The sequence below is a fragment of the Streptococcus oralis genome, assembly GCF_023110055.1.
GTDB lineage: Bacteria > Bacillota > Bacilli > Lactobacillales > Streptococcaceae > Streptococcus > Streptococcus oralis_BY.
Genome location: NZ_JALDVG010000001.1, coordinates 1,002,924 through 1,025,988, shown reverse-complemented (window position 1 = coordinate 1,025,988; position 23,065 = coordinate 1,002,924). Strand labels below are relative to the sequence as shown.

Sequence of the window (23,065 nt, the reverse complement as noted above, 5' to 3'; positions counted from 1 at the left end):
GTTGGTTTTTGTCTATTCTCGATTTTTCCAAGCTTGGTAACGGGTATCAATCAAGAGTTGGGTTAAGCGTCCCATGGTTTCTCTTTCTTCGGGAGTGAGGGATTGAGCTTGGACAAAGAGATGGTGAACGTGTTCAATGACCTTGAAGGAAGAAAGATCGTTGATAGAGGAGATGCCTGCATCAAGAATAATTCCAAAAAAGAGGTCAAAGTAGAGCTGCAGTTCCGTATCAGGGACAGTTTCAACCCATTCCTTGAAGGTAGTATCAACTTGCTGGCTGTCACTATTGGTCTCGTCTAGTTGGACAAAGTGTTTGTCTTCAACCTGCCAACTAAAGGTGTCATGCTGGGCAAGACCACCCAAGGCAGTGCTTCGAACGACGATTTTTTTATCAGGAATTTCCAGCATCATCCCGATGATAGACCCTTGTGGGACAAATACTTTCGTTCTTTCCATCATGTTTTGATAGCCAGCTGTTTCGGTTAGTTCCTTGTGAAGTCCAGGGGCATCAAAAGTGTAGACAGCGACAATGTTTTTCTGTAAGTTTGGATCAAGTTGACTGGCAGCATAGACAGCTAGATTGCCCCCTTTTGAGTGTCCTGCCATGACAACCTTTTGATTAGGATGTTGAGCAAAAAAGTCTTCTAAATACTGCAGGGCGTGTTTTTGAGCTGGGATTTCTTTCATATAGGTCATATGGAAATCTTCTTTCCAACCGATGATACTATCATCCGTCCCACGAAAAACAAGCAAATAAGTATCGAGACTGATACGATAAGTCATAGCCGCAAACTGTTTTTGCAATTCAGGATCGATATCGTTGATAAAGTCTGAAAGCTTGCAATTTTTAAAGCGTTTGTGTTGAGCGAGCTGATCCAACAACTGGAGACGGTTTTTATTGGTCAACATCGTCGTGTCTCTAGGAATTTGGGGTGCAAGATCTATGAGGCGCTTTGGTTCTTGGGTGACTACATCATCGAAAGAAAGATAGGTCAACTCAGTCAAGGCAAGAACATCTAACTCATTCACGGGGAGATCATAAAAGGAATCGTATGCTACATCATTGAGGTAGTCAAAAATATTGGCCATAAAAGCTCCTTTCTCTATGTTTATCCTATCACATTTACCTAGAATTAGCTAGTAGGCTTGTTCGAATGACCTAGTAGGGTTTGATTGAAATACATAGAAGATAGATTGCTCCTATTTCAAACCTCTAAACGAGCTTACTTGTATGTTTTTGCTATCAATCCCATTTTCCTTTAAAAAATTCTTCATCTCATTTACATCATCAGGCTGACCTGTGATGAGATAGCTGGCTTGATTGCCGTATTCATCAATAGCACTTTTTAAAAATTCTTGACTTTGAGAAAGTTCATCGCTAGTTTTATAAGTAAAATTCGGTGTTTTTTGAGCCAGTTCTTTCATCTCATTATCGAAAATAGTAACTCCTTTGTCAAAATGGTTGAGAATAATTGGAGCTTTACCAGACCATTCTTTGATAAGGGGGCGTAGAGCAGAAATACCAACATCAGATGCAAAGCAAACTAGTGGCTGATTCGTATCTTTAACAGTCAAAGAGGAATCCAGCCAACTCATCTCAATCTCACTGCCAGCTGGTAAATGTGTCAAGGTGTTCTTAAAGTTGCTACCACTATTATGAGTCAAAATGAGAATTTCATCTTCATCAGGTGTGGAGGCAATGGTTAACCATCGACTGGTTTGCTCTCCCTTAGCTTCATATTTTTTAGCAGTAGACGAGGTACCAGGGAGTGTAAACTTAGCATAAGCCCCCGCTTTCCATGTTTGATGACTCGGCTTTGTGATATGAATTAAATACAAATCTCCGCTGGGGTTTTCGATGGATTTTATCGATAATGTCTGGCTTCGTCCAAAATAAGCGATGGCACCCCAAGTTATAAGGCCTAAGACTCCAAGTGTTGATAGAATGATAATAAACATTTTTTTACCTCTTTTCATTTTTTATGACTCCTGTTCTCAATTTTATGAATGAACTAAAAACAAATTCATTCATATCTTTTCAAAAAATAAAGAAATCCATTCTTTATTTTAGAACTCCTTTAATGAAGTTGGTTGCAAGTATTTCAACAGTTTTGCCAATATCTGGAAAATCTTTTTCCGTGATATGCATATCCATATAGTAAAACAGATTATAAACCTGTAAAATATCTTGAATCTTTTCTGGCGAGTACCCTTCAGCCTGCATACGATTTGTAAAAGTTTTAACTAGAAACTGATGAAAAGGATTTGCGACTTTGCCTTTTTCCGAGGAATAGTAGCTGTGCAACTCATCTGCGATGGCAGGATTGTACCATTCTGCAAGGATTTTATTGGAAGAAACAAGAGTTCTGGAATGAGAAAATAGTTGACCAATGAGGTCGATCATGTCAATTTCCCAATCCAGTTCGTCGATCATAGCTTGGCGAACACGGTTGTTTTCATCTATATAGATGTCTAGAAAAATGGCTTCTTTACTCTCGTAATAGTTATAAAAAGAACCAACTGCAACACCAGCTTGCCTAGCAATTTCTGAAATTCCTGTTGCCTTGTAACCTTTTTTCGAAAAAACGTCATAAGCTGCTGTTTTTAGAGCTTGTTTTTTGTCCAATATGATTTAACCTCCTTTGTTCCATGAATGAATAACGTTATTCGTTCATTCATATTCTAACAAATCATGGCTAGCTTGTCAATAAGAAGGCTAGATCTATTAAATAAGTTAAAGAAACGCTAACTAAATAAGCACAAAAAAGGGAAATATAGGATAAGGCTGGAACTATAGTTAAAAATAAGGTATGATATCAATGGGAATGTTCTCTATTTAGCATCTGTTTTCTGATCTGGATTTGGGAAATAGGCTGCTAAACAGTATGAGATACTGATCTGTAAATCTGATATGAAGGGTTTTGATACTTTGAGAAATAGCAAAGGAGGAGCGCATGCACAAGATTTTACTAGTAGAAGATGACCAAGTCATTCGGCAACAAGTGGGGAAACTGCTCTCTGAGTGGGGCTTTGAGGTCATTTTGGTAGAAGATTTTATGGAAGTATTGAGCCTTTTTGTTCAGTCAGAACCTCATTTGGTCCTCATGGATATTGGCCTGCCTCTTTTTAATGGTTACCACTGGTGCCAGGAGATTCGCAAGATTTCTAAGGTGCCTATTATGTTTTTGTCTTCGAGAGACCAGGCGATGGATATTGTCATGGCAATCAATATGGGGGCGGATGACTTTGTGACCAAGCCTTTTGACCAGCAGGTGCTCCTTGCCAAGGTTCAAGGCTTGTTGCGCCGTTCCTATGAGTTTGGGCGGGATGAAAGTTTGCTAGAGTATGCAGGTGTGATTCTCAATACCAAGTCTATGGACCTGCACTATCAGGGGGAAGTCCTGAGCTTAACCAAGAATGAATTTCAAATTTTGCGGGTCTTGTTTGAACATGCTGGCAATATCGTAGCGCGTGATGACTTGATGAGAGAACTCTGGAATAGCGACTTTTTCATCGATGACAATACCTTGTCTGTCAATGTTGCTCGCCTGCGTAAAAAGTTGGAGGAGCAAGGTTTAGCAGGGTTTATCGAAACCAAGAAAGGGATAGGATACGGACTGAAACATGCTTGATTGGAAATCATTTTTTCTAGCCTACCTGCGTTCTCGCAGTCGCGTTTTTACCTATATTTTTTCATTAGGCTTTCTCGTCCTTCTCTTTCAGTTTTTATTTGCTAGTCTAGGAACTTATTTTCTTTATTTCTTTCTGCTCAGTAGTTTTTTGACCTTCTTATTTTTGGCTTGGGATATATTTGCAGAAGCTCAGGTTTACCGGCAGGAAGTACTCTATGCTGAGAGAGACCCCAAGTCTCCTTTGGAATGTGCGCTAGCAGAAAAGCTCGAAGAGCGTGAGTCTGAATTGTATCAAAAGAAGTCTGAAGCGCAGAGCAAGTTGACGGATTTGCTGGACTACTACACCTTGTGGGTTCACCAAATCAAGACCCCCATTGCAGCTAGTCGACTTTTAGTGGCAGAAGTTTCTGATCGGGAGGTCAAGCAGCAACTGGAACAGGAAATCTTTAAGATTGACTCCTATACCAACCTGGTTTTGCAGTACTTACGTTTAGAGAGTTTTCACGATGACTTGGTATTTGAACAGGTTCAAGTGGAGGATCTGGTGAAGGAAGTGGTTCGCAAGTATGCTCTTTTCTTTATCCAAAAAGGACTGGCGCTCAATCTCCATGACCTTGACAAAATCATCGTGACCGATAAGAAGTGGTTGTTGGTCGTCATTGAACAAATCCTCTCAAACAGTCTCAAGTACACCAAAGAAGGTGGGCTAGAGATTTATATGGAAGGTCAGGAGCTCTGTATCAAGGATACGGGAATCGGGATTAAAAACAGTGATGTGCTCCGAGTCTTTGAACGTGGCTTTTCAGGCTACAATGGTCGTTTGACCCAGCAGTCATCTGGACTGGGCCTCTACCTATCCAAGAAAATTTCTGAAGAACTGGGTCACCAGATTCGTATCGAGTCTGAGGTTGGAAAAGGAACGATAGTAAGGATTAAATTCGTTGAAGTGAAGCTCGTTATTGAGTAAACATAAATGAGAAAAAGCCTCCGATTGGGGTGCTTTATTATGAAATTGAGTTATGAAGATAAAGTTCAAATCTATGAACTAAGAAAACAAGGATATAGCTTAGAGATGTTTTACGGTTATGAGAAGCACTTTAGGTCTTTAGAAGACCTTGAGCAATCTATTGTAGACTACATTGATTACTACAATAATAAACGAATTAAAGTCAAACTAAAAGGACTTAGCCCTGTGCAATACAGAACTAAATCCTTTACTTAAATAATTTGTCTACCTATTTGAAGTTAGTTCCACTCAACACCCCTTTATTATTCTTTCTTAAATAGTTTATCAGCTAAAAAAACAGCATTTAGTACTCTAGGAAATCCAACGTAAGGGATGCATTGTAAAAAGCATTCTATAATCTTTTCGGGGGTTAAGCCAACATTTAAAGCAGCTTGAATATGTACTTCCAGCTGTACTTCACAACCTCCCTGCGTCAAAAGGCTAGCAAGAGTGACGATTTCTCGCTCCTGTAGATTCAGTCCTTCACGACTATAGATATCGCCAAAAGCAAATTCTACAATATAGTCTCCTAGATCTGGCGCTATTTCTTTCAGAGAGGAAATGACCTGCTCACCGCCCTCACCATCAATCTGATTGAGTCTTTCCAATCCACGTTCAAATCGTTTGTTTTTCATTTGCATTTACCTCCTTAAACGATTACAATGTAATTATAAAACTTAGACCATACTCTAAGTCAAGAAATTAAAGGAGTTTTTTTATGAAAATCGGTCTTTTTGCCCAAAAAGTGAATTTATCAGCGCATACACTCCGATACTACGAAAAACGAGGATTGATTAAAGTTGATAGAGATCAAAGCGGTCAGCGTTCCTACGACGAAAACGATCTTGCCTGGGTTCAGTTTATTCAACGTTTAAAAGATACGGGTATGCATTTGAAAGATATTCAGAGATATGCTGACTTGCGTTACCAGGGTTATAGTAGCCTAAAAGAACGCTTAGAAATGCTGCAGAAGCACCGCAGCTTTGTTAAAGAACAAATTAAAAATTGGCAAATCTCACTAAAAAAATTAGATAATAAAATTGAATGGTATCAAGCAGAGATTAGGAATCTTTCCAAATAGTCAATAAACGAAACCCGAGCCAATTGGCTCGGGTTTCGTCGCTATCTAATAAATTCTATTTCTCAACGCGTGATTTGTTGGCGATATCAGCAAGGATAGCTTGGACAAAGTCATCAACTGAGACAGTTTGTGTTTCCTTTTGTCCATAGCGACGAACATTGACTGTTCCGTCTTCCATTTCCTTATCCCCAACGATCAATTGGTAAGGAATCTTGCTAGTTTGAGAAGCACGGATCTTGAACTGCATTTTTTCGTTGCGCTCATCTACATCTGCACGGACACCGCGGTCACGGAGTTTCTTAGCCACTTCCCATGCGTAGTCTACGTGTTTTTCGTTAGAAACTGGGATGAGAGTTACTTGGTGTGGTGCAAGCCATGTTGGGAAGGCACCTTTGTAGTTCTCAATCAAGATAGCTGTGAAGCGTTCCATAGTTGAAATAACTCCACGGTGGATCATAACTGGACGGTGTTCTTCACCATCAGCCCCGATGTATTTGAGGTCAAAACGTTCTGGAAGCAAGAAGTCAAGCTGGATAGTCGAAAGGGTTTCTTCTTTTCCGAGAGCTGTCTTAACTTGGATATCCAATTTTGGTCCGTAGAAGGCTGCCTCACCTTCAGCTTCAAAGTAGTCAACGCCCATTTCATCAAGGGCTGCACGAAGCATGGTTTGGGCATTTTCCCACATCTCATCGTTGTCAAAGTACTTGTGAGTATCTTGAGGGTCACGAAGAGAGAGACGGAAGCGGTATTCAGTCAAGTTGAAGTCTTCATAAACATCGATAATCAACTGAAGGGCACGTTGGAATTCTTCTTGGATTTGTTCTGGAGTAACGAAGAGGTGACCGTCGTTGAGTGACATTTCACGCACACGTTGAAGACCAGTGAGGGCACCAGATTTCTCGTAGCGGTGCATCATACCGATTTCAGCGATACGGATTGGCAATTCACGGTAGGAGTGAACATGGTGTTTGAAGACTTGGATGTGGTGTGGACAGTTCATTGGACGAAGAACAAATTCTTCCCCGTCACCCATGTCCATGGTTGGGAACATGTCTTCTTGGTAATGATCCCAGTGACCAGAAGTCTTGTAAAGCTCAACAGAAGCAAGTGGTGGAGTGTAAACGTGTTGATAGCCAGAAGCTAACTCTTTGTCGACAATGTAGCGTTCCAATTCACGACGGATAGTCGCACCGTTTGGCAACCAGAATGGAAGTCCTTGACCAACTTCTTGTGAAATCATGAAGAGGTCAAGCTCTTTTCCAAGTTTACGGTGGTCACGTTCTTTAGCTTCTTCACGCATTTGAAGGTAGTTTTTCAAGTCTTTCTTGTCAAACCAAGCTGTACCGTAAATCCGTTGCATCATCGCGTTGTCGCTATTTCCACGCCAGTAAGCACCTGCTACATGAAGAAGGTGGAAGATTTGGATACGGCCTGTTGATGGGACGTGAGGTCCACGGCAAAGGTCCACGTATTCCCCCTGACGGTAGATAGTCAAACCGCCTTCGTCCTCAGAGTGTTCTTCGATCAATTCCAACTTGTAAGGGTCGTTCTTGAAGATTTCACGCGCCTCGTCTTTAGTGACTTCCTCACGAATAGATGGGAAGTTTTCTTTGACGATTTTTTTCATTTCTTCTTCGATACGAGGAAGATCTTCGTTGGAGATTTGACCAGCTTGATTGTCCGTATCGTAGTAGAAGCCATCTTCAATAGCTGGACCAACTCCCAAGTGAATATCAGGGAAAAGGCGACGAGCTGCTTGGGCAAACAAGTGGGCAGCTGAGTGACGCAAGATTGGAAGGGCATCTTCGTGATCAGGTGTCACGATTTCGATGCTTCCATCTTCAGTGATAGCACGAGTCGTGTCGATGAGTTTGCCGTTGAATTTACCAGCCAAGGCTTTTTTAGCTAGGGAATTGCTGATAGATTGGGCAATTTCAAAAGTAGTAACGCCAGATTCGAATTCACGAACAGCGCCATCTGGGAAAGTAATCTTAATCATGGTTTTCTCCTTAAATATTTATTCTATTTTTGTTGGACAATTTTAAGAGCCGAGCAACTTCTTCCGCAGTCTGATTCTCTGATTGACTACCATCTGTTACGAGGCTAGGATAGCCTAATCTCACCGCTTCCTTACGAACCATTTGAGCAAAAAGAATGTCTCGTTGCATCCAGTTTTCAAAAGCTTGCTCGGGGTTGGTTGTACCCTCTAAGACATAAGGAACCCATTCTCTCTGTATATAATGCTTTTTTTGAAAATCAGCTGTCGGAGTCAAGCATAGATAGGAAGATGCTGGACATTCAAGCTTCTTTACCAAGTGAGGCAAAAGTCCTGCTCCCTCCACCAAGAGAGGTCTGTTTTGATTCTTTATCAAGTAAGATTTTACATAAGGAAAAATCTCTTCATAAAAGCGCCATTCTTCATCTGCCATCTCTTCTGGATTTCTCATCCAGATTTGTTCTGGATTTCTATCCTGCCTAAGAAGGCAAATTGGCTGTGAGTCTTCACTTGCTTGACTCATCATCTTTTCTACCAAATCATCCAGTTTGATATGAAGTAGTTGATACTGTCTAGCAAGAAGTGAGGCAATTGTTGACTTTCCACTGCAAGGCGATCCGCCAATCATATAAAGCATCATTCTTCCTCCTTCTGACAAAACAAAAACGACATCCTAAAAGGACGTCGCAACGTGGTTCCACCTTCATTCATGTTCCTCAAAAAAGAGGGACACCTCTGATTGGCTTTAACGTAGCCACCGTTTTATGTTTGCATAAAAGTCAGTAGAGTAGTATCAGATTAGGCTTTCTATGCGTTTCCAGCAACCACGCACTCTCTAGTAGAAAGGGACTAAGTGACTTGTCTCTATGCATTATTATAGCATGATTGCGAGAATTTTCAAGGTTTTTGTATAATTTTTTTATTTTTCTCTCGCTGGAAGACATGCTTGATCCCCACACCAGCAGCCAACCCAAGTAGGGCAAAGAGTTCATAGGCTAGGAAGTAAAGTAGGATGAACTCACCAAAGGTGATGATGGTAAAGCAATAGAGCAGACCAATACCGAGTAGCCACCAAAGTGAGAAATGAAATCGATAGCTATAAAGTAGCGATACGATAAAGGTTACCAGAGGTGAAAAGAGGATGATGTTGTAAATGTACAGTCCCTTCAGTGTATATGGGTCAGAGATGAGTAGTGAGAATAGCTCATAGAGTGGCCAGTAAAAAAAGAAAGTAATAAGGTAGTATGGGATATACTTAAGATAATTCCGCATGGCAATAGTCCTCCAATCTGGAAAAAAATGAGAGATATTGTAGACCACATAATCCTAAATGAAGGGGAAATCTCTACTTATATTATAGCACGATTTAAAAGCTCTTACAATTTAATCCAGTGATCAGTGATAGTGATCTTTTCGAGTGTTTTCTGTTATAATACTAACAGAAGAACTAAGAGAGTAAGGAGAAAGAATGACCAAAATAGCAGTTCTTTCAGACATACATGGAAATACGACAGCTTTGGAAGCTGTTCTGGCTGATGCAAGAGCGGCAGAGGTAGATGAGTACTGGCTTTTAGGGGATATTCTGATGCCAGGGACAGGACGTAGAAGGATCTTGGACCTCTTAGCTAGCTTGCCTATTACAGTAAGAGTTCTGGGAAATTGGGAGAATAGTCTCTGGCGAGGTCTGCATCGCAAGTTAGATCCTACAATAGCGAGTCATCGTTATCTCCTGCGTCAAAGTCAGTACATCTTAGAGGAGGTCAGCCCTGAAGAAATCGAAGACCTCAATAATCAACCCATGCAAGTTCATCGTCAGTTTGGTGATTTGATGGTGGGAATCACACACCATCTCCCTGATAAAAACTGGGGTAGAGAGTTGATTCATACGGGAAAACAAGAAGATTTTGATAGATTGGTGACGGAGCCACATGCTTCTATTGCAGTGTATGGCCATATCCACCAACAGTTTCTTCGTTATGGAAGTGATGGACAGTTGATTCTTAATCCAGGTTCCATTGGACAACCTTTCTTTCTAGATGCGAAGTTGCGTAAGGACCTGCGGGCCCAGTATATGATCTTAGAGTTTGATGAGGCAGGTTTGTCTGATGTTGATTTTCGTCGTGTGGATTATGATGTGGAAACTGAATTGCAGTTGGCTAAAGATTTGAAGCTCCCCTATTTCCAGGTCTACTATGAAAGTTTGGTAAATGGAATTCACCACACTCATAACCATGAATTGTTAGGTCAGATTAGTGAACAAGAAGGTTATGATCAGGATGTTGAACTCTGGATGGAAAGAGACAAGAAAGATTGGTTTTAAGAGGACTTCTAGCTAGAAATCAGATAGTCTAGTGACTGCTGCTGTTTCGCGATAAGTCGAACTGGATACGAATTGACGGCTTCTCAAATTTATGTTAGAATAACGGAATATAACTAATTTGAATCTCATACTAATTGATATTCAAAATAAGAGGAGACAGATAATGAAACCAGAAGAGTTACACGCCATTGCCTCGGAGTTGGGCTTGCAATTTGACGAAGATTCGCGTAGTATTTATGGCACGCAGTCAGGCTATTTACTTTTCCTGCAAGAAACTGATGTGAAAAATCAGTTTCGACTTTGTGTCAGTGTGAGTTTGAATGGCAATCCTGCGGATTCAGAAGAAAACGAATTGGTTTGGGATGAGTTTAAGAGTGAATCTCTTCCAAACTTGTCGACCTTGTCTATCAACCAGTACCTTGTTTCTTTTGTTGTAAAAGGTGCCATGCGCAAATCAAAAACAATTGAGAAGTTACAGACGCTCATAACAGATCTCGTTGCCTTCCTTGAAACCCATCATTTCGTCCAAGTCTGTGCCTACAGTGGTCAGGAGGGTCCTGTTGGTCTCTATCAATTAGGTGATTCAATTTTCCTTATCAATGAGGAAAGCTATCAATTGCTGAAGAGCAATCTTCAGATTGAGGTGGATTCTTATCAAAATCAAAAGGAAAATGTTCTTCTTGGAGCAGTTGGTGCGTTGCTTGGAGCCTTGATTGGTGGAGCAGTTGCTCTATTTATCGCTCGTCTAGGTTATGTAGCTATGGTAGCGGGGATTGTTCTGGGGATTTGTACCATTAAAGGATATGAAATCCTTGGAAGAAAGATATCTCGAAAGGGGATTGTAATTTCCTCTATTTGGATGGTGATTACTGTCTTTCTAGTGAATCAAATTGATTTGGCGATGGAAGTCGTTTCCAAACTAGGGGTTGAGTTTGCCTTTGCTTTCCGAGCGGTGAATGAATTAATCTTTAACGGTGATTTCCCAAAAAATTATTTTTATAATCTAGCTATGTTAGCTGTGTTTACCTTAGTTGGTGCTGGGGCGTCTATCAGCTCGGTTTGGTCAAGTCATAAAACAAAAGGGATTGTCCGTAAAATTGCATAAAAAATAAGTCTTTGTATGCCCTCTACCGCTCTGGTTGCCAAGAGGGATACAGGACTTTTTGCATGGAAAAGGTAATCAGTCGATAATATTTGACAGGAAAACCAAAAACGGTATAATGTTTATACGGGAAAAGATGAATAAAATATCAATGAAAGGAGAAGAAGATGCAAATTTCAAGCCGATTTACAATTGCGACTCATATGATGATTATTATTGCAATGCAGGATACAGACAGCAAGGTAACCAGTGATTTTCTTGCGGCTAGTGTCGGAGTCAATCCAGTCATTATCCGTAAGACTTTATCGCAACTCAAAAAAGCAGGATTGATTTCAGTTGCTCGTGGTACGGGAGGAACTGAGATAATAAAAGACCTTCAGGATATCAGTTTGTTGGATGTCTACCAAGCTGTGGAGTGTTTAGGAAAATCCGGTAAGCTCTTTAGTTTCCATGACAATCCAAATCCTAATTGCCCAATTGGTGCGAATATCCATGCAGTTTTGGACCAAAAACTGTTCGATGTTCAAGCAGCTATGGAAAACCAACTGCGTCAGACAAGTCTGGCTCAGGTTGTGGCAGATGCTCAGAATAAACTGTCTAAGTAAGAGGACTAGGCTCCTCTTTTTCTATTGCCGCTTTTTTATGAGTTGGGCAAGAAGAATTGTGGAAAAGTGTACTAGAGGCTTTACGGTAAACTATAAAGAAAAATGTGAGCCTCAGTTTCAGATTCACATTTTCTTTTTGGTCTATGGCAAAATGGCTTTTAGTTCCTTCAGGATAGTTTGCAAGGTTACGATCGCTTGTTCTCCTTGTTGTGGTTGATAGAGTAGTTGGAAATACTTGCGAATAGTTTCTTCAAATTGCTTAGGGAGGAGTGTACAATTGGTCTTTGTGTACTCCAACATTCGTTTTTCACCAGGATGGGTTTGCTCATTGAGCGCAAATAACAAGTCAAAGTAGGAAGCAAAAAACTCACTCGTACGATGATTCATACTGAGAAGATCTTGGCGTTTGATAGCTTTTTCTATTTGGTGAGAGAAGGCAGGCATGGCTTGTTCTAGCAAAAGGAGTTGCCTTTCAATGATATGCTTTTTGAGTTCCTGTGGATAGGGAATCTGGTAAGTCTTTTGGAGAGAAGCATAGTGTCCATTCGGGTCGTATAAAATCTTGCTGTGGAGTAGATTATGCCACATGCAAGTTGTATAAGCATTTTGAGCTTTGTGTTGAAAAACGGTTGAGTTCAATTCCTGTTCAAACGACTCCAGCGAACGATAAATCAACTCGATTTCGATACCGTTGTTTAGTACGCAGTCATCCTCTAACTCCCAAAACTGGTTTCCAATTTCCATATAGGAGCAATAGTTGCTAAGAATGATTTGACGAGTTTTCTCGTCAATAGGTGAGTTAAGATAGACATAAACGTCATAATCAGAGTTTTGATCGTAGGCTTGTCCTGCACGAGAACCACCAAGAGCGATAGCTTCTACTTGTTCCAGTTGAGAGAATTCTTTGCAAAGTTCGTGGATCATGATTTTTCTCCTTGCTTTATGGTTTTAAAGTCATTTTACCAAAAAGTAAAACGTTTGCATAGCATTGAGTTACTCTTTTTCATTTATAGCAAAAAATGTGAACCCTTGTTTTGAGTTCACATTTCTTTTTTATTCTGCGGCTTGTTGCCAACGTTTTGCTAGCTTATGAGACAGGCTAGAAATGGCAAAGTTAAAGATAAAGTAAATCAAGGCAATCAGGATATAAAGACTGAAGACCTGCTCTGGTTCGAAATAGCGTCCCATGAGAATTTGGCTAGCTCCAAAGAGCTCTTGTAGGGCGATAACAGAGTAGAGAAGGCTGGTATCCTTAATTACAGTTACAAACTGAGAAATGATAGCTGGCAGCATTTTGCGGATCGCTTGTGGGAGAATGATGTAGTAGAGGATTTGCGCAGAGGTGAATCCTTGCGACATTCCTGCTTCATACTGGCCCTTGTCCACGGCATTGAGACCGCCTCGGATAATCTCAGCCAGGGCTGCTGAGGTAAAGAGGGTAAAGGCTGTAATACCAGCTGGTGTGGACTTCATCTTAAACACCAAAAAGATAGTGAAAATCCAGAGGAGGTTGGGAACGTTACGTACAAACTCGATATAAATGCTGGAGATGATCCGTAAGACAGGATTTTTCCCATTTCTCATGACGGCTAGTACTGTTCCGATAAGGGTCGAGAGGACGATAGCAATCAGAGAAATGTAGAGGGTTAAGCCAAATCCTTTAAAGATAAAGACTAGGTTATCTGGGGTCAAAACTTCTAAAATAGATTCCATAGTAACCTCCTAAAGTGAATAGGCTTTTTTGTTGGCTTGCTCCATCTTGCGACCAAACTGGGCAACAGGGAAGCAAAGAGCAAAGTAGAGCAGGGCAGCACCTAAAAATGCTGGAATATAGTTTCCATTGAGAGCCGACCAAGACTTAGTCACAAACATCAAGTCCACTCCAGAGATGATAGCTACGGTAGAGGTGTTCTTGATGAGGTTAACAATTTGATTGGTCAATGGAGGGAGAATGATACGGAAGGCCTGAGGTAAGATAATCAAGCGCATGGCACTGATATAGGTAAAACCTTGCGACAGGGCGGCCTCCATTTGACCGCTAGGAATAGACTGAATCCCTGAACGAATAACCTCAGCGATATAGGCGCCGTGATAGAGTCCCACACAAAGTACAGCTGTCCAATAAATCGGAATCATGATGGTGTGGTCACTGATAAGAGGCAAACCATAAAAGACGATGACAAACTGCACCAAGAGGGGAGTATTTTGGTAAAATTCGACAAAGATACGAGCCAAAACACGCAAGAATGGGCGTTTGCTGGTTGACAAGGCCCCAAAGAAGATGCCCAAAAGCATGGCGAGGATAAAGGATCCGATTGCTAGGGCAAGGGTAAAGAGGAACCCATTGAAAAATTGTCCAAAATCCTCAAAATAGGCTGTCCAAGATGATAAATCTGTCATGGGGTGTCCTCCTTAATCTGCGGTATGGCTAGATGGTTTGAGCTTGTAACGGTCATAAAGTTTCTGCAAACTACCGTCCTTGCTCCATTTAGTGACCAAGCTATCAAGATAGTCGTTTAGCTCGGTATTTGATTTCTTGGTGACGATACCGTAGTCAGATGGCTTGAAACTATCATCTAGTAGTTCTGTCCGTTTACTAATGTAGCCTGACAGGATAGAGCGGTCCACGGAAAAGGCATCAATACGGTGAGCGTGAAGGGAAGTAATCAATTCTGGGTAGGAACCAAGTTCGACGAATTTAAAGGTTAGACCTTTCTTTTTACCCAGTTCAGTAATCAGGCGTTGGGTGATGGATCCTTGAGCAACCCCAATGGTTTTACCGTTTAGGTCCTCAATACTTTTGATGTTGGCGGATTTATTGACCAAAAAACCAGAAGCGTCCGTATAGTAGGGACTGGTGAAGTTGTATAGTTTTTTACGTTCGTCTGTGATGGTGAAGGTTGCGATATCCATGTCGACCTGTTCATTGTCTAGGAGCGGTCCACGAGTTTGCGCGGTAACAGGAACGTAGCGAATCTTGACTTTGAGTTCGTCTGCAATCATCTTGGCCAAGTCCGTTTCGATACCAGAATAGGTCCCGGTCTTGGGATCCTTGTAGCCAAAATTGGGAACGTCTTGTTTGACACCGACAACTAGTTCGCCTCTTTTTTGAATGTCTGCCACACTGGTATCGGCTTGGACTGGTTTGGCAGCAGTAAGGCTGAAAAGGCTAATCAATAATGCGTATAAAAAGAATTTCTTTTTCATAGGCGCCTCCTTATTTGACTTTGTCACTTTCGTGGTTGATAATTTTGCTGAGGAATTGTTGGGCACGAGGTTCGCTTGGATTGTCAAAAAAGTCATCGACATCTGTCGTGTCTACTAAAACCTCTCCGTCGGCCATAAAGATAATGCGGTCCGCAACTTCACGGGCAAAGCCCATTTCGTGGGTAACGATGATCATATTCATCCCATCATGTGCCAGTTTTTGCATAACTGCTAGAACATCTCCGATGGTTTCAGGGTCAAGGGCAGATGTTGGTTCATCAAAGAGGAGGAGTTCCGGATGCATGGCAAGACCACGTGCGATGGCGATTCTCTGTTTTTGTCCACCAGACAGCATAGCTGGGTAGGAATCTTTCTTGTCCCACATATTTACAAATTCCAGATATTTTTGGGCTGTTTTTTCAGCTTCTTTTTTATCAATTCCAAGAACTTTAACGGGAGCAAGTGTCACATTTTCTAACACTGTTTTGTGTGGATAAAGGTTAAAATGTTGGAAAACCATGCCGACTTCCTTACGAAGAGGCACCAAATCTTTCTGGCTAGCACCTGCTACTTGGTGTCCATTGACTAGGAGACTTCCTTTGTCAACAGCCTCCAAACCATTGATGGTACGGATAAGAGTGGACTTCCCAGAACCAGAAGGTCCAAGCAGGACAACAACTTGTCCTTTTTCAAAACGGAGATTGATGTCGCGGAGTGCGTGGTAGTCTCCGTAATATTTTTCGACGTGTTTAAATTCTACTAAAGTCATGAGAGATCTCCTTTGTGTTAGATTTTATAACATGATTCTACACCAAAAGAATGTTCTTGTCAAATCATATCTGAAAAAAATTCACTAAAATTTTATAAAAAAGCAATCTGGATAGAGAAAATGCCTAAATCATGTTATAATGAAACGATAGAATTCTTAGAAAGAGTGGATGTTTTTTTGATAACTCCTACTTATGAATGGCAGTTTGCCCCGCAGGTTGAAGATGCGGATTTTACAAAGATAGCCAAGAAGGCTGGACTGGGTCCTGAGGTGGCTCGGTTATTATTTGAAAGAGGGATTCAGGATGAAGAAAGTCTAAAGAAGTTTTTAGAACCTTCTTTAGAGGACTTACATGACCCCTATCTGCTCCATGATATGGAAAAGGCAGTGGAACGGATTCGTCAGGCCATTGAAGAAGGGGAGAATATCCTCGTTTACGGTGACTATGATGCGGATGGCATGACTTCGGCTTCGATTGTGAAGGAAAGTTTGGAACAGCTTGGTGCGGAGTGCCGTGTTTACCTACCAAATCGCTTTACCGATGGCTATGGTCCCAATGCCAGTGTCTATAAATACTTTATCGAGCAAGAGGGAATTTCCTTGATTGTGACAGTGGACAATGGGGTTGCTGGTCATGAGGCCATTGAATTGGCTCAGGCTATGGGAGTGGATGTCATTGTGACCGACCACCATTCCATGCCGGAAACCCTTCCTGAAGCCTATGCGATTGTCCATCCTGAGCATCCGGATGCAGACTATCCCTTCAAATATTTGGCCGGATGCGGAGTGGCTTTCAAGCTGGCTTGCGCCCTTTTAGAAGAAGTGCAAGTGGAATTGCTTGATTTGGTCGCTATCGGTACCATTGCAGATATGGTGAGCCTGACAGATGAAAACCGTATTTTGGTTCAATATGGTCTGGAGATGCTGGGGCATACTCAGCGTATTGGTCTACAAGAAATGCTGGATATGGCTGGGATTGCTGCTAATGAAGTAACGGAAGAAACGGTTGGCTTTCAGATTGCCCCTCGTTTAAATGCCTTGGGGCGATTGGATGATCCCAATCCTGCCATTGATTTGCTGACTGGGTTTGACGACGAGGAAGCTCATGAGATTGCCCTCATGATTCACCAGAAAAATGAAGAGCGCAAGGAAATCGTTCAGTCAATCTATGAAGAAGCTAAGACCATGGTGGATCCTGAGAAGAAGGTCCAGGTCTTGGCAAAGGAAGGCTGGAATCCTGGCGTTCTGGGTATCGTTGCTGGTCGTTTGTTGGAAGAACTAGGGCAGACAGTCATCGTTCTTAATATAGAAGATGATCGTGCCAAGGGTAGCGCTCGTAGTGTGGAAGCGGTCGATATTTTTGAAGCCTTGGATCCCCACCGAGATCTCTTCATCGCATTCGGTGGCCATGCTGGTGCAGCTGGAATGACGCTGGAAGTTGAGAAACTCACAGATTTATCTCAGGTTTTGGAAGATTATATCCGTGAAAAAGGCGCAGATGCTAGTGGTAAGAACAAGTTAAATCTAGATGAAGAGCTAGACTTGGAGACTCTTAGCTTGGAAACGGTTAAAAGTTTTGAACGCTTGGCACCCTTTGGAATGGACAATCAGAAACCTGTCTTTTATATCAAGGATTTTCATGTCGAGAGTGCCCGTACTATGGGAGCAGGCAATGCCCACCTCAAACTAAAAATTTCCAAGGGTGAGGCGAGTTTTGAAGTGGTGGCCTTTGGACAAGGTAGATGGGCAACAGAGTTTGCCCAAACAAAAAACCTAGAATTGGCAGTCACCTTGTCTGTCAACCAATGGAATGGGCAAACTGCTTTGCAGTTGATGATGGTAGATGCGCGTGTGGAAGGTGTTCAACTCTTTAACATTCGTGGGAAGAACGCAGTCTTGCCAGAAGGGGTTCCGGTCTTGGATTTCTCTGGAGAGGTGCCAGATCTAGCGACCAGCGACGCGATTGTTGTGAAAACTATTCCAGAAGATATTACCTTGCTGAAGACCATTTTTCAGGAACAAAATTTCTCTGCGGTCTATTTCAAAAACGACATAGACAAGGCCTACTATTTAACAGGTTATGGGACTAGAGAACAGTTTGCTAAATTGTACAAGACTATTTACCAGTTTCCAGAGTTTGATATTCGCTACAAGCTGAAGGATCTGGCGGCTTATCTCAATATCCAACAAATCTTGCTGGTCAAGATGATTCAAGTATTTGAAGAGCTGGGCTTTGTGACGATCAAAGATGGTGTCATGACAGTCAATAAAGAAGCGCCAAAGAGGGAGATTGGAGAAAGTCAGATATACCAAAAACTTAAACAAACCGTCAAAGATCAAGAAATGATGGCGCTGGGGACAGTGCAAGAAATGTATGATTTTTTGAAAGGATAATCATGAAGTCTTTAAAGAAAATTTCAAGCTGGATTGTTAAAGATAAAGTAATAGTAATATTCTTTTTTGTGTCTTTTTTACCTATATTGTATGCTGTTGTAAAAATTGTTTTAAAAACGCACTTTGGAACTGAAGATTTTGGTATTAATTTGAGAAAAACAATAGACTTTGATTGGTTAGCTTATTATGGGTCAATTATTGGGAGTTATTTGATTGTATATACTCTAAAGAATGAAAATACAAAATATAGGGAAGAAAAACGTGACTCAGTTAGACCAATATTGAATGTTGGATTAAATTATGAACAAATGGGAAGTAAAGATAAACATAAACATACCTCTAATTGTTTAAAAATAGATTCAGAACAAGGCAAGAAACAAGGCAAGAAACAAGGCAAGAAACAAGGCAAGAAACAAGGCAAGAAACAAGGCAAGAATTATATCTGTCAGTATAATTATATAAAGATTAACAAAGAAGATGCTCAAGATGAAGAATCGATTGCTATTCTTATAAAAATTAGAAATATTGGGTTAGGTCATGCCTTAATTGATAAAATAGAATATATAGAAAAAAATGGATCGGGAGGTAATCATAAATTAAAGGCTGAAGAAAGATTTATGATTGATAAGAAAACCTCAAATAATCTACTATTGAAGTTTGACTCAAGAATTGAAGATATTGAAAAGATTAAAATATTTTTTATTGATATTTTAGAAAATAAATATGTCTATGATTTAAAATTAGAAGGAATCAATGATAAAATGAATTTTGTGAATATTGAGGGTAAAAAATTACATTTATTTAGCCTTACCAAGGCATATTTTGAAAGTTATTTTCCAGAGATAGTAGAAAAAGATAGCTAAAGAACCGTCAAATACCAAGAAATGATGGCGCTGGGTACCGTGCAAGAAATGTATGATTTTTTGATGGAGTTATAGATGGAAAGGGACTGAGATGACCTATCTCGGTCTCTTTTTGACGGATAAATGCTTGATGTGGGAGTGGTTGAGAAGACGGTCTTTTGAGTGATTTACTGATGAAAAGATTGGGGGAATGATTCATTTTTATTCTCTTCTATCACTTTATACGATGTCTGCTTTTAAACCTTATGTAGTAAAAGTATAAATTTTTGTAACATGACTAAAATATAACTCTAAACGAACTGACATGTAAATCAAGTATGATTTTCTTATCAAGAAAATATAAGGGGAATCCAGTTATGAAAAAAACAGTTACGAAACTGACTCTTGGTTTGACTTCTACGGCTATTTTAGCTACAGTTGGTGCTCAAACTGTGCACGCGAACTCTTACGTTGTCCAAGACGGTGATTCATTTTATGCCATCGCAACTGCAAACGGCATGGATCCGCATGAGTTGGCAGCTTTGAATGGAAAAACCATCTTTGACACTATCCACCCAGGCGATGTATTGGAAGTGAGTGGTTCCGCTCAGGCTAGCTCAACCTACAGTGCTCCAGCTAGCACTGCGAACGTGGTATCAGATACAGAGGATGTTGTCGAAAAGACTCCGACAAACTATGGAAACTCATACCCTGTTGGTCAGTGTACATGGGGTGTGAAAGAATTGGCGCCTTGGGCTAGCAACTGGTGGGGAAATGCCAACACGTGGGCAATCTACGCGAGTGCTCAAGGCTATAAGACAGGAAGTGTTCCAGTAGTAGGAGCAATCGCCGTTTGGGATGGTGGTGAATATGGACACGTTGCTTATGTAACAGATGTTCAAAGTGAAAACTCCATCCAGGTATTGGAAGCAAACTACAGACGTCAAAAGCAGATTGCAAATTACCGTGGCTTCTTTAATCCTCATGAATTTTTAGGTAACGTCACTTATATCTATCCAAACTAAAGATGATAAAAAGATTTAGAATTTCTAAGTCTTTTTTCTTTTTGAAGAAATTTCCTAACGTTATCCTCTATCTTAGTGGCTAATTGCTGAAAATTTTTTAGATTCTGTAGCGAACAGGAAATTTTCGCTTTTGGATGTAGATAAACCATGTCTTTGTAGGAAATAGTTCTCAAGTCGAGAGGTAAAAGCAAGTTTTTTGAACTAAAAGAAAAATTTAGAGTTCGAGAAAGGTATCTGAAATCAAATTGATTCAGAAAGTCCATAATTTTGATGGTACAATCGTTCTATTATCTTAGATGAAGCCTCCAAAAGAGAAGTCAAAGTAAAAGAATTCGATTCACAGTAGTGACTAATCTCTAGTTAAAAACCGATCTTCGTTTTGAAAATAATCAAAAAAATGGTATAATGGTAGGAAAAGATTCGGCTGGAAGTTTTAGAACTTTTAGAATAAGAGGGTAAATTCGCCCTATAATCAAGATAAATGAAGTTTCGGAGGGAAAATGAGTAATATTAGTTTAACAACACTAGGTGGTGTACGAGAAAATGGTAAAAATATGTACATCGCTGAAATCGATGGTTCTATTTTTGTTTTGGATGCGGGGCTTAAATACCCTGAAAATGAACAACTAGGTGTTGATGTCGTCATTCCAAATATGGACTACCTTTTTGAAAATAGCGATCGTATCGCAGGGGTCTTTTTGACCCACGGACATGCAGATGCCATTGGTGCCCTGCCTTATCTTTTGGCAGAGGCTAAGGTGCCTGTATTTGGTTCTGAGTTGACCATTGAGTTGGCCAAACTCTTTGTCAAAGGAAATGATACGGTTAAGAAATTCAATGACTTCCATGTGATTGATGAAGATACGGAGATTGATTTTGGAGGGACTGTGGTTTCCTTCTTCCGTACAACTCACTCTATCCCAGAAAGTTTGGGAATAGTCCTGAAAACAGCTGAAGGTAGCATCGTTTATACAGGGGACTTCAAGTTTGACCAGACAGCTAGCGAATCCTATGCGACGGATTTTGCTCGTTTGGCAGAAATCGGTCGTGATGGTGTCTTGGCGCTCCTCAGTGATTCAGCCAATGCAGACAGCAATATCCAGGTGGCGAGTGAGAGTGAAGTTGGAGACGAAATTACCCAGACCATTGCAGATTGGGAAGGTCGTATCATCGTTGCCGCAGTTGCCAGCAACCTTTCTCGTATCCAGCAGGTTTTTGATGCTGCAGCAGATACAGGTCGCCGAGTTGTTTTGACTGGATTTGATATTGAAAATATCGTCCGCACTGCGATTCGACTCAAAAAATTGTCTCTAGCCAATGAAAGTCTCTTGATTAAACCCAAAGAAATGTCTCGTTTTGACGACCATGAGTTGATTATCCTTGAGACGGGCCGTATGGGTGAGCCGATTAATGGACTTCGCAAGATGTCCATTGGACGCCACCGTTATGTGGAAATCAAAGATGGGGACTTGGTCTATATCGTAACCACTCCATCTATCGCAAAAGAAGCTGTCATGGCGCGTGTTGAAAACATGATCTACCAAGCTGGTGGTGTGGTGAAACTCATTACCCAAAGCTTGCGAGTATCCGGACATGGGAATGCGCGTGATTTGCAGTTAATGATCAATCTTTTGCAACCAAACTACCTCTTCCCTATCCAAGGAGAGTACCGTGAGTTAGATGCGCATGCCAAGGCTGCCATGGCAGTTGGAATGTTGCCAGAACGCATCTTCATCCCTAAAAAGGGAACGACCATGTCTTATGAACATGGAGACTTTGTTCCAGCTGGAGCTGTTTCTGCTGGGGATGTCTTGATTGACGGAAATGCCATCGGGGATGTTGGAAATGTCGTCCTTCGTGACCGTAAGGTCTTGTCAGAGGATGGAATCTTTATCGTGGCGATCACTGTCAACCGTCGTGAGAAGAAAATTGTGGCTAAGGCCCGTGTTCACACGCGTGGATTCGTTTATCTCAAGAAGAGTCGTGACATTCTCCGTGAAAGTTCAGAATTGATTAACCAAACGGTAGAAGAGTATCTTCAAGGTGATGACTTTGATTGGGCAGATCTCAAAGGCAAGGTTCGCGACAATCTGACCAAGTACCTCTTTGATCAAACCAAGCGTCGCCCGGCAATCTTGCCAGTCGTGATGGAAGCAAAATAATAAGCAGCATACCTACAGAAAAAGTCGAAATTCGGCTTTTTCTTATAGAATAGTAAAAGGAGACAACCATGGCAGTTATGAATATTGAGTATTACTCAAAAGTTTTGGATATGGAGTGGGGCGTTACCGTACTCTATCCAGATGCTAGTCGGGTGACTGAACCAGATTGCACGGATATTCCTGTTCTTTATCTTTTGCACGGAATGTCAGGAAACCAAAATAGCTGGCTCAAACGTACCAATGTCGAGCGCTTGTTGCGTGGGACCAATCTCATTGTTATCATGCCCAATACTAGCAATGGCTGGTACACAGATACTCAGTATGGCTATAACTACTATACAGCTCTAGCAGAAGAGTTACCTCAGGTAATGAAACGTTTCTTCCCCAATATGACCAGCAAGCGAGAAAAAACTTTCATAGCAGGCCTATCCATGGGTGGATACGGTTCCTTCAAACTCGCTCTATCGACAAATCGTTTTTCTCATGCGGCTAGTTTTTCTGGTGCACTCAGTTTTCAGGAATTTTCTCCTGAAAGTCAGGATCTGGGGTCACTTGCATACTGGCGAGGAGTTTTTGGAGAGATTAAAGACTGGACAGCTAGTCCTCATTCGCTTGAAAGCATGGCTGCAAAATCCGATAAAAAGACTAAACTATGGGCTTGGTGTGGAGAGCAAGACTATCTCTACTCTGCCAATAATCTCGCAGTGAAAAACCTCAAAAAACTTGGTTTTGAGGTGACCTATAGTCATAGTCTAGGTAAGCACGAGTGGTACTACTGGGAAAAACAATTGGAACGTTTTTTGGCTACTCTACCAATTGACTTTGTCTTGGAAGAACGTTTATCTTAGTTTTAGGTTTCTTTCAGCTTTCTTCAGTAAAATAGAGAATCTATCTTGATCAAGGAAAATGTGATTTCAAGATAGG

23 protein-coding genes and 1 pseudogene are annotated in these 23,065 nt (G+C 41.1%); 12 read left to right on the top strand and 12 right to left on the bottom strand.

The genetic code is table 11. The features are described from left to right. Positions 1-12: 12 nt before the first annotated feature. The 3 genes from M1G01_RS04970 to M1G01_RS04960 all read right to left on the bottom strand — a co-directional run bounded on the left by M1G01_RS04970 (position 13) and on the right by M1G01_RS04960 (position 2,632). The gene (locus tag M1G01_RS04970) at positions 13-1,089 is read right to left on the bottom strand and encodes a DUF2974 domain-containing protein (protein WP_247931294.1); all 1,077 of its coding nucleotides are present in this window, start codon (positions 1,087-1,089) and stop codon (positions 13-15) included. A 111-nt stretch (positions 1,090-1,200) separates the two neighbouring features. Then, positions 1,201-1,977 (bottom strand): ferredoxin reductase domain-containing protein, encoded by a 777-nt coding sequence (locus M1G01_RS04965; RefSeq protein WP_247931293.1) that lies wholly within the window; start codon positions 1,975-1,977, stop codon positions 1,201-1,203. A gap of 85 nt (positions 1,978-2,062) precedes the next feature. Continuing rightward, the gene (locus tag M1G01_RS04960; protein ID WP_247931509.1) at positions 2,063-2,632 is read right to left on the bottom strand and encodes a TetR/AcrR family transcriptional regulator; all 570 of its coding nucleotides are present in this window, start codon (positions 2,630-2,632) and stop codon (positions 2,063-2,065) included. A gap of 322 nt (positions 2,633-2,954) precedes the next feature. Between M1G01_RS04960 and M1G01_RS04955 the strand changes: the two genes are divergently transcribed. From M1G01_RS04955 to M1G01_RS04945, 3 genes and pseudogenes are all read left to right on the top strand, one after another. After that, positions 2,955-3,632 carry a response regulator transcription factor gene (locus M1G01_RS04955; protein ID WP_070696863.1) on the top strand — a complete coding sequence of 226 codons (678 nt, stop codon included), beginning with the start codon at positions 2,955-2,957 and terminating at the stop codon, positions 3,630-3,632. Continuing rightward, on the top strand, positions 3,625-4,599 hold the full coding sequence (locus M1G01_RS04950) for a sensor histidine kinase (RefSeq protein ID WP_247931292.1): 975 nt from the start codon (positions 3,625-3,627) through the stop codon (positions 4,597-4,599). The genes M1G01_RS04955 and M1G01_RS04950 overlap by 8 nt, the downstream gene beginning before the upstream one ends. 102 nt (positions 4,600-4,701) lie before the next feature. Continuing rightward, positions 4,702-4,854, top strand: a pseudogene (locus M1G01_RS04945) (IS3 family transposase); the annotation flags it as partial. A 47-nt stretch (positions 4,855-4,901) separates the two neighbouring features. On the opposite strand, the gene M1G01_RS04940 reads toward M1G01_RS04945, so the two are convergent. Beyond that, positions 4,902-5,279 (bottom strand): carboxymuconolactone decarboxylase family protein, encoded by a 378-nt coding sequence (locus tag M1G01_RS04940; protein ID WP_083303905.1) that lies wholly within the window; start codon positions 5,277-5,279, stop codon positions 4,902-4,904. A 77-nt stretch (positions 5,280-5,356) separates the two neighbouring features. On the opposite strand from M1G01_RS04940, the gene M1G01_RS04935 reads away from it, so the two are divergent. Then, complete coding sequence (locus tag M1G01_RS04935) at positions 5,357-5,719, top strand: MerR family transcriptional regulator (protein ID WP_070569187.1); 363 nt, start codon at positions 5,357-5,359, stop codon at positions 5,717-5,719. Between the two features lie 55 nt (positions 5,720-5,774). Here the strand turns inward: M1G01_RS04935 and thrS are convergent, their stop codons facing one another. The 3 genes from thrS to M1G01_RS04915 form a co-directional block, all read right to left on the bottom strand. Continuing rightward, positions 5,775-7,718 (bottom strand): threonine--tRNA ligase, encoded by a 1,944-nt coding sequence (gene thrS / locus M1G01_RS04930; RefSeq protein ID WP_070569184.1) that lies wholly within the window; start codon positions 7,716-7,718, stop codon positions 5,775-5,777. 10 nt (positions 7,719-7,728) lie between these two features. Further along, positions 7,729-8,355, bottom strand: a complete 627-nt coding sequence (locus tag M1G01_RS04925) for an adenylate kinase family protein (protein WP_080978793.1) — start codon at positions 8,353-8,355, stop codon at positions 7,729-7,731. 257 nt (positions 8,356-8,612) lie between these two features. After that, the gene (locus tag M1G01_RS04915) at positions 8,613-8,987 is read right to left on the bottom strand and encodes a hypothetical protein (RefSeq protein WP_125413422.1); all 375 of its coding nucleotides are present in this window, start codon (positions 8,985-8,987) and stop codon (positions 8,613-8,615) included. A 196-nt stretch (positions 8,988-9,183) separates the two neighbouring features. Here M1G01_RS04915 and M1G01_RS04910 point away from each other — a divergent pair, with 196 nt between their 5' ends. The 3 genes from M1G01_RS04910 to M1G01_RS04900 all read left to right on the top strand — a co-directional run bounded on the left by M1G01_RS04910 (position 9,184) and on the right by M1G01_RS04900 (position 11,742). After that, the gene (locus M1G01_RS04910; protein WP_125413423.1) at positions 9,184-10,035 is read left to right on the top strand and encodes a metallophosphoesterase family protein; all 852 of its coding nucleotides are present in this window, start codon (positions 9,184-9,186) and stop codon (positions 10,033-10,035) included. A gap of 163 nt (positions 10,036-10,198) precedes the next feature. Then, complete coding sequence (locus tag M1G01_RS04905) at positions 10,199-11,140, top strand: hypothetical protein (RefSeq protein WP_042902760.1); 942 nt, start codon at positions 10,199-10,201, stop codon at positions 11,138-11,140. A 164-nt stretch (positions 11,141-11,304) separates the two neighbouring features. Further along, complete coding sequence (locus M1G01_RS04900) at positions 11,305-11,742, top strand: Rrf2 family transcriptional regulator (RefSeq protein WP_049490302.1); 438 nt, start codon at positions 11,305-11,307, stop codon at positions 11,740-11,742. A 141-nt stretch (positions 11,743-11,883) separates the two neighbouring features. Here M1G01_RS04900 and M1G01_RS04895 read toward each other — a convergent pair whose 3' ends face one another. From M1G01_RS04895 to M1G01_RS04875, 5 genes are all read right to left on the bottom strand, one after another. Beyond that, a complete protein-coding gene (locus M1G01_RS04895; RefSeq protein ID WP_247931291.1) occupies positions 11,884-12,666 on the bottom strand; it encodes a DUF4037 domain-containing protein in 783 nt (260 codons plus the stop codon). 129 nt (positions 12,667-12,795) lie between these two features. Then, entirely contained in the window at positions 12,796-13,455 is a 660-nt protein-coding gene (locus M1G01_RS04890) for an amino acid ABC transporter permease (RefSeq protein WP_000443890.1), read from the bottom strand. A gap of 9 nt (positions 13,456-13,464) precedes the next feature. Then, positions 13,465-14,142: an amino acid ABC transporter permease gene (locus M1G01_RS04885; protein ID WP_247931290.1), complete on the bottom strand. Its 678-nt coding sequence runs from the start codon at positions 14,140-14,142 to the stop codon at positions 13,465-13,467. 12 nt (positions 14,143-14,154) lie between these two features. Then, complete coding sequence (locus tag M1G01_RS04880) at positions 14,155-14,949, bottom strand: transporter substrate-binding domain-containing protein (RefSeq protein ID WP_000726200.1); 795 nt, start codon at positions 14,947-14,949, stop codon at positions 14,155-14,157. Between the two features lie 10 nt (positions 14,950-14,959). Continuing rightward, a complete protein-coding gene (locus M1G01_RS04875; protein ID WP_000177026.1) occupies positions 14,960-15,718 on the bottom strand; it encodes an amino acid ABC transporter ATP-binding protein in 759 nt (252 codons plus the stop codon). Between the two features lie 177 nt (positions 15,719-15,895). Between M1G01_RS04875 and recJ the strand changes: the two genes are divergently transcribed. From recJ to M1G01_RS04850, 5 genes are all read left to right on the top strand, one after another. Next, positions 15,896-18,112: a single-stranded-DNA-specific exonuclease RecJ gene (gene recJ / locus M1G01_RS04870; RefSeq protein WP_282184872.1), complete on the top strand. Its 2,217-nt coding sequence runs from the start codon at positions 15,896-15,898 to the stop codon at positions 18,110-18,112. Positions 18,113-18,114: 2 nt separating this feature from the next. Beyond that, positions 18,115-18,975 carry a hypothetical protein gene (locus M1G01_RS04865; protein WP_247931288.1) on the top strand — a complete coding sequence of 287 codons (861 nt, stop codon included), beginning with the start codon at positions 18,115-18,117 and terminating at the stop codon, positions 18,973-18,975. A gap of 356 nt (positions 18,976-19,331) precedes the next feature. Beyond that, positions 19,332-19,979, top strand: a complete 648-nt coding sequence (locus M1G01_RS04860; RefSeq protein WP_000754477.1) for a COG3942 and LysM peptidoglycan-binding domain-containing protein — start codon at positions 19,332-19,334, stop codon at positions 19,977-19,979. A gap of 500 nt (positions 19,980-20,479) precedes the next feature. Then, the gene (locus M1G01_RS04855) at positions 20,480-22,141 is read left to right on the top strand and encodes a ribonuclease J (protein WP_000065608.1); all 1,662 of its coding nucleotides are present in this window, start codon (positions 20,480-20,482) and stop codon (positions 22,139-22,141) included. A gap of 68 nt (positions 22,142-22,209) precedes the next feature. After that, positions 22,210-22,989 (top strand): alpha/beta hydrolase, encoded by a 780-nt coding sequence (locus M1G01_RS04850; RefSeq protein WP_000290059.1) that lies wholly within the window; start codon positions 22,210-22,212, stop codon positions 22,987-22,989. Positions 22,990-23,065: the final 76 nt, after the last annotated feature.

Excerpts from the sequence above, each read along its gene's own strand:
- M1G01_RS04970 (WP_247931294.1), bottom strand. The coding sequence starts at position 1,089 with ATGGCCAATATTTTTGACTACCTCAATGATGTAGCATACGATTCCTTT.
- M1G01_RS04965 (WP_247931293.1), bottom strand. The coding sequence starts at position 1,977 with ATGAAAAGAGGTAAAAAAATGTTTATTATCATTCTATCAACACTTGGA.
- M1G01_RS04955 (WP_070696863.1), top strand. The coding sequence starts at position 2,955 with ATGCACAAGATTTTACTAGTAGAAGATGACCAAGTCATTCGGCAACAA.
- M1G01_RS04950 (WP_247931292.1), top strand. The coding sequence starts at position 3,625 with ATGCTTGATTGGAAATCATTTTTTCTAGCCTACCTGCGTTCTCGCAGT.
- M1G01_RS04940 (WP_083303905.1), bottom strand. The coding sequence starts at position 5,279 with ATGCAAATGAAAAACAAACGATTTGAACGTGGATTGGAAAGACTCAAT.
- M1G01_RS04935 (WP_070569187.1), top strand. The coding sequence starts at position 5,357 with ATGAAAATCGGTCTTTTTGCCCAAAAAGTGAATTTATCAGCGCATACA.
- thrS (WP_070569184.1), bottom strand. The coding sequence starts at position 7,718 with ATGATTAAGATTACTTTCCCAGATGGCGCTGTTCGTGAATTCGAATCT.
- M1G01_RS04925 (WP_080978793.1), bottom strand. The coding sequence starts at position 8,355 with ATGATGCTTTATATGATTGGCGGATCGCCTTGCAGTGGAAAGTCAACA.
- M1G01_RS04915 (WP_125413422.1), bottom strand. The coding sequence starts at position 8,987 with ATGCGGAATTATCTTAAGTATATCCCATACTACCTTATTACTTTCTTT.
- M1G01_RS04910 (WP_125413423.1), top strand. The coding sequence starts at position 9,184 with ATGACCAAAATAGCAGTTCTTTCAGACATACATGGAAATACGACAGCT.
- M1G01_RS04905 (WP_042902760.1), top strand. The coding sequence starts at position 10,199 with ATGAAACCAGAAGAGTTACACGCCATTGCCTCGGAGTTGGGCTTGCAA.
- M1G01_RS04900 (WP_049490302.1), top strand. The coding sequence starts at position 11,305 with ATGCAAATTTCAAGCCGATTTACAATTGCGACTCATATGATGATTATT.
- M1G01_RS04895 (WP_247931291.1), bottom strand. The coding sequence starts at position 12,666 with ATGATCCACGAACTTTGCAAAGAATTCTCTCAACTGGAACAAGTAGAA.
- M1G01_RS04890 (WP_000443890.1), bottom strand. The coding sequence starts at position 13,455 with ATGGAATCTATTTTAGAAGTTTTGACCCCAGATAACCTAGTCTTTATC.
- M1G01_RS04885 (WP_247931290.1), bottom strand. The coding sequence starts at position 14,142 with ATGACAGATTTATCATCTTGGACAGCCTATTTTGAGGATTTTGGACAA.
- M1G01_RS04880 (WP_000726200.1), bottom strand. The coding sequence starts at position 14,949 with ATGAAAAAGAAATTCTTTTTATACGCATTATTGATTAGCCTTTTCAGC.
- M1G01_RS04875 (WP_000177026.1), bottom strand. The coding sequence starts at position 15,718 with ATGACTTTAGTAGAATTTAAACACGTCGAAAAATATTACGGAGACTAC.
- M1G01_RS04865 (WP_247931288.1), top strand. The coding sequence starts at position 18,115 with ATGAAGTCTTTAAAGAAAATTTCAAGCTGGATTGTTAAAGATAAAGTA.
- M1G01_RS04860 (WP_000754477.1), top strand. The coding sequence starts at position 19,332 with ATGAAAAAAACAGTTACGAAACTGACTCTTGGTTTGACTTCTACGGCT.
- M1G01_RS04855 (WP_000065608.1), top strand. The coding sequence starts at position 20,480 with ATGAGTAATATTAGTTTAACAACACTAGGTGGTGTACGAGAAAATGGT.
- M1G01_RS04850 (WP_000290059.1), top strand. The coding sequence starts at position 22,210 with ATGGCAGTTATGAATATTGAGTATTACTCAAAAGTTTTGGATATGGAG.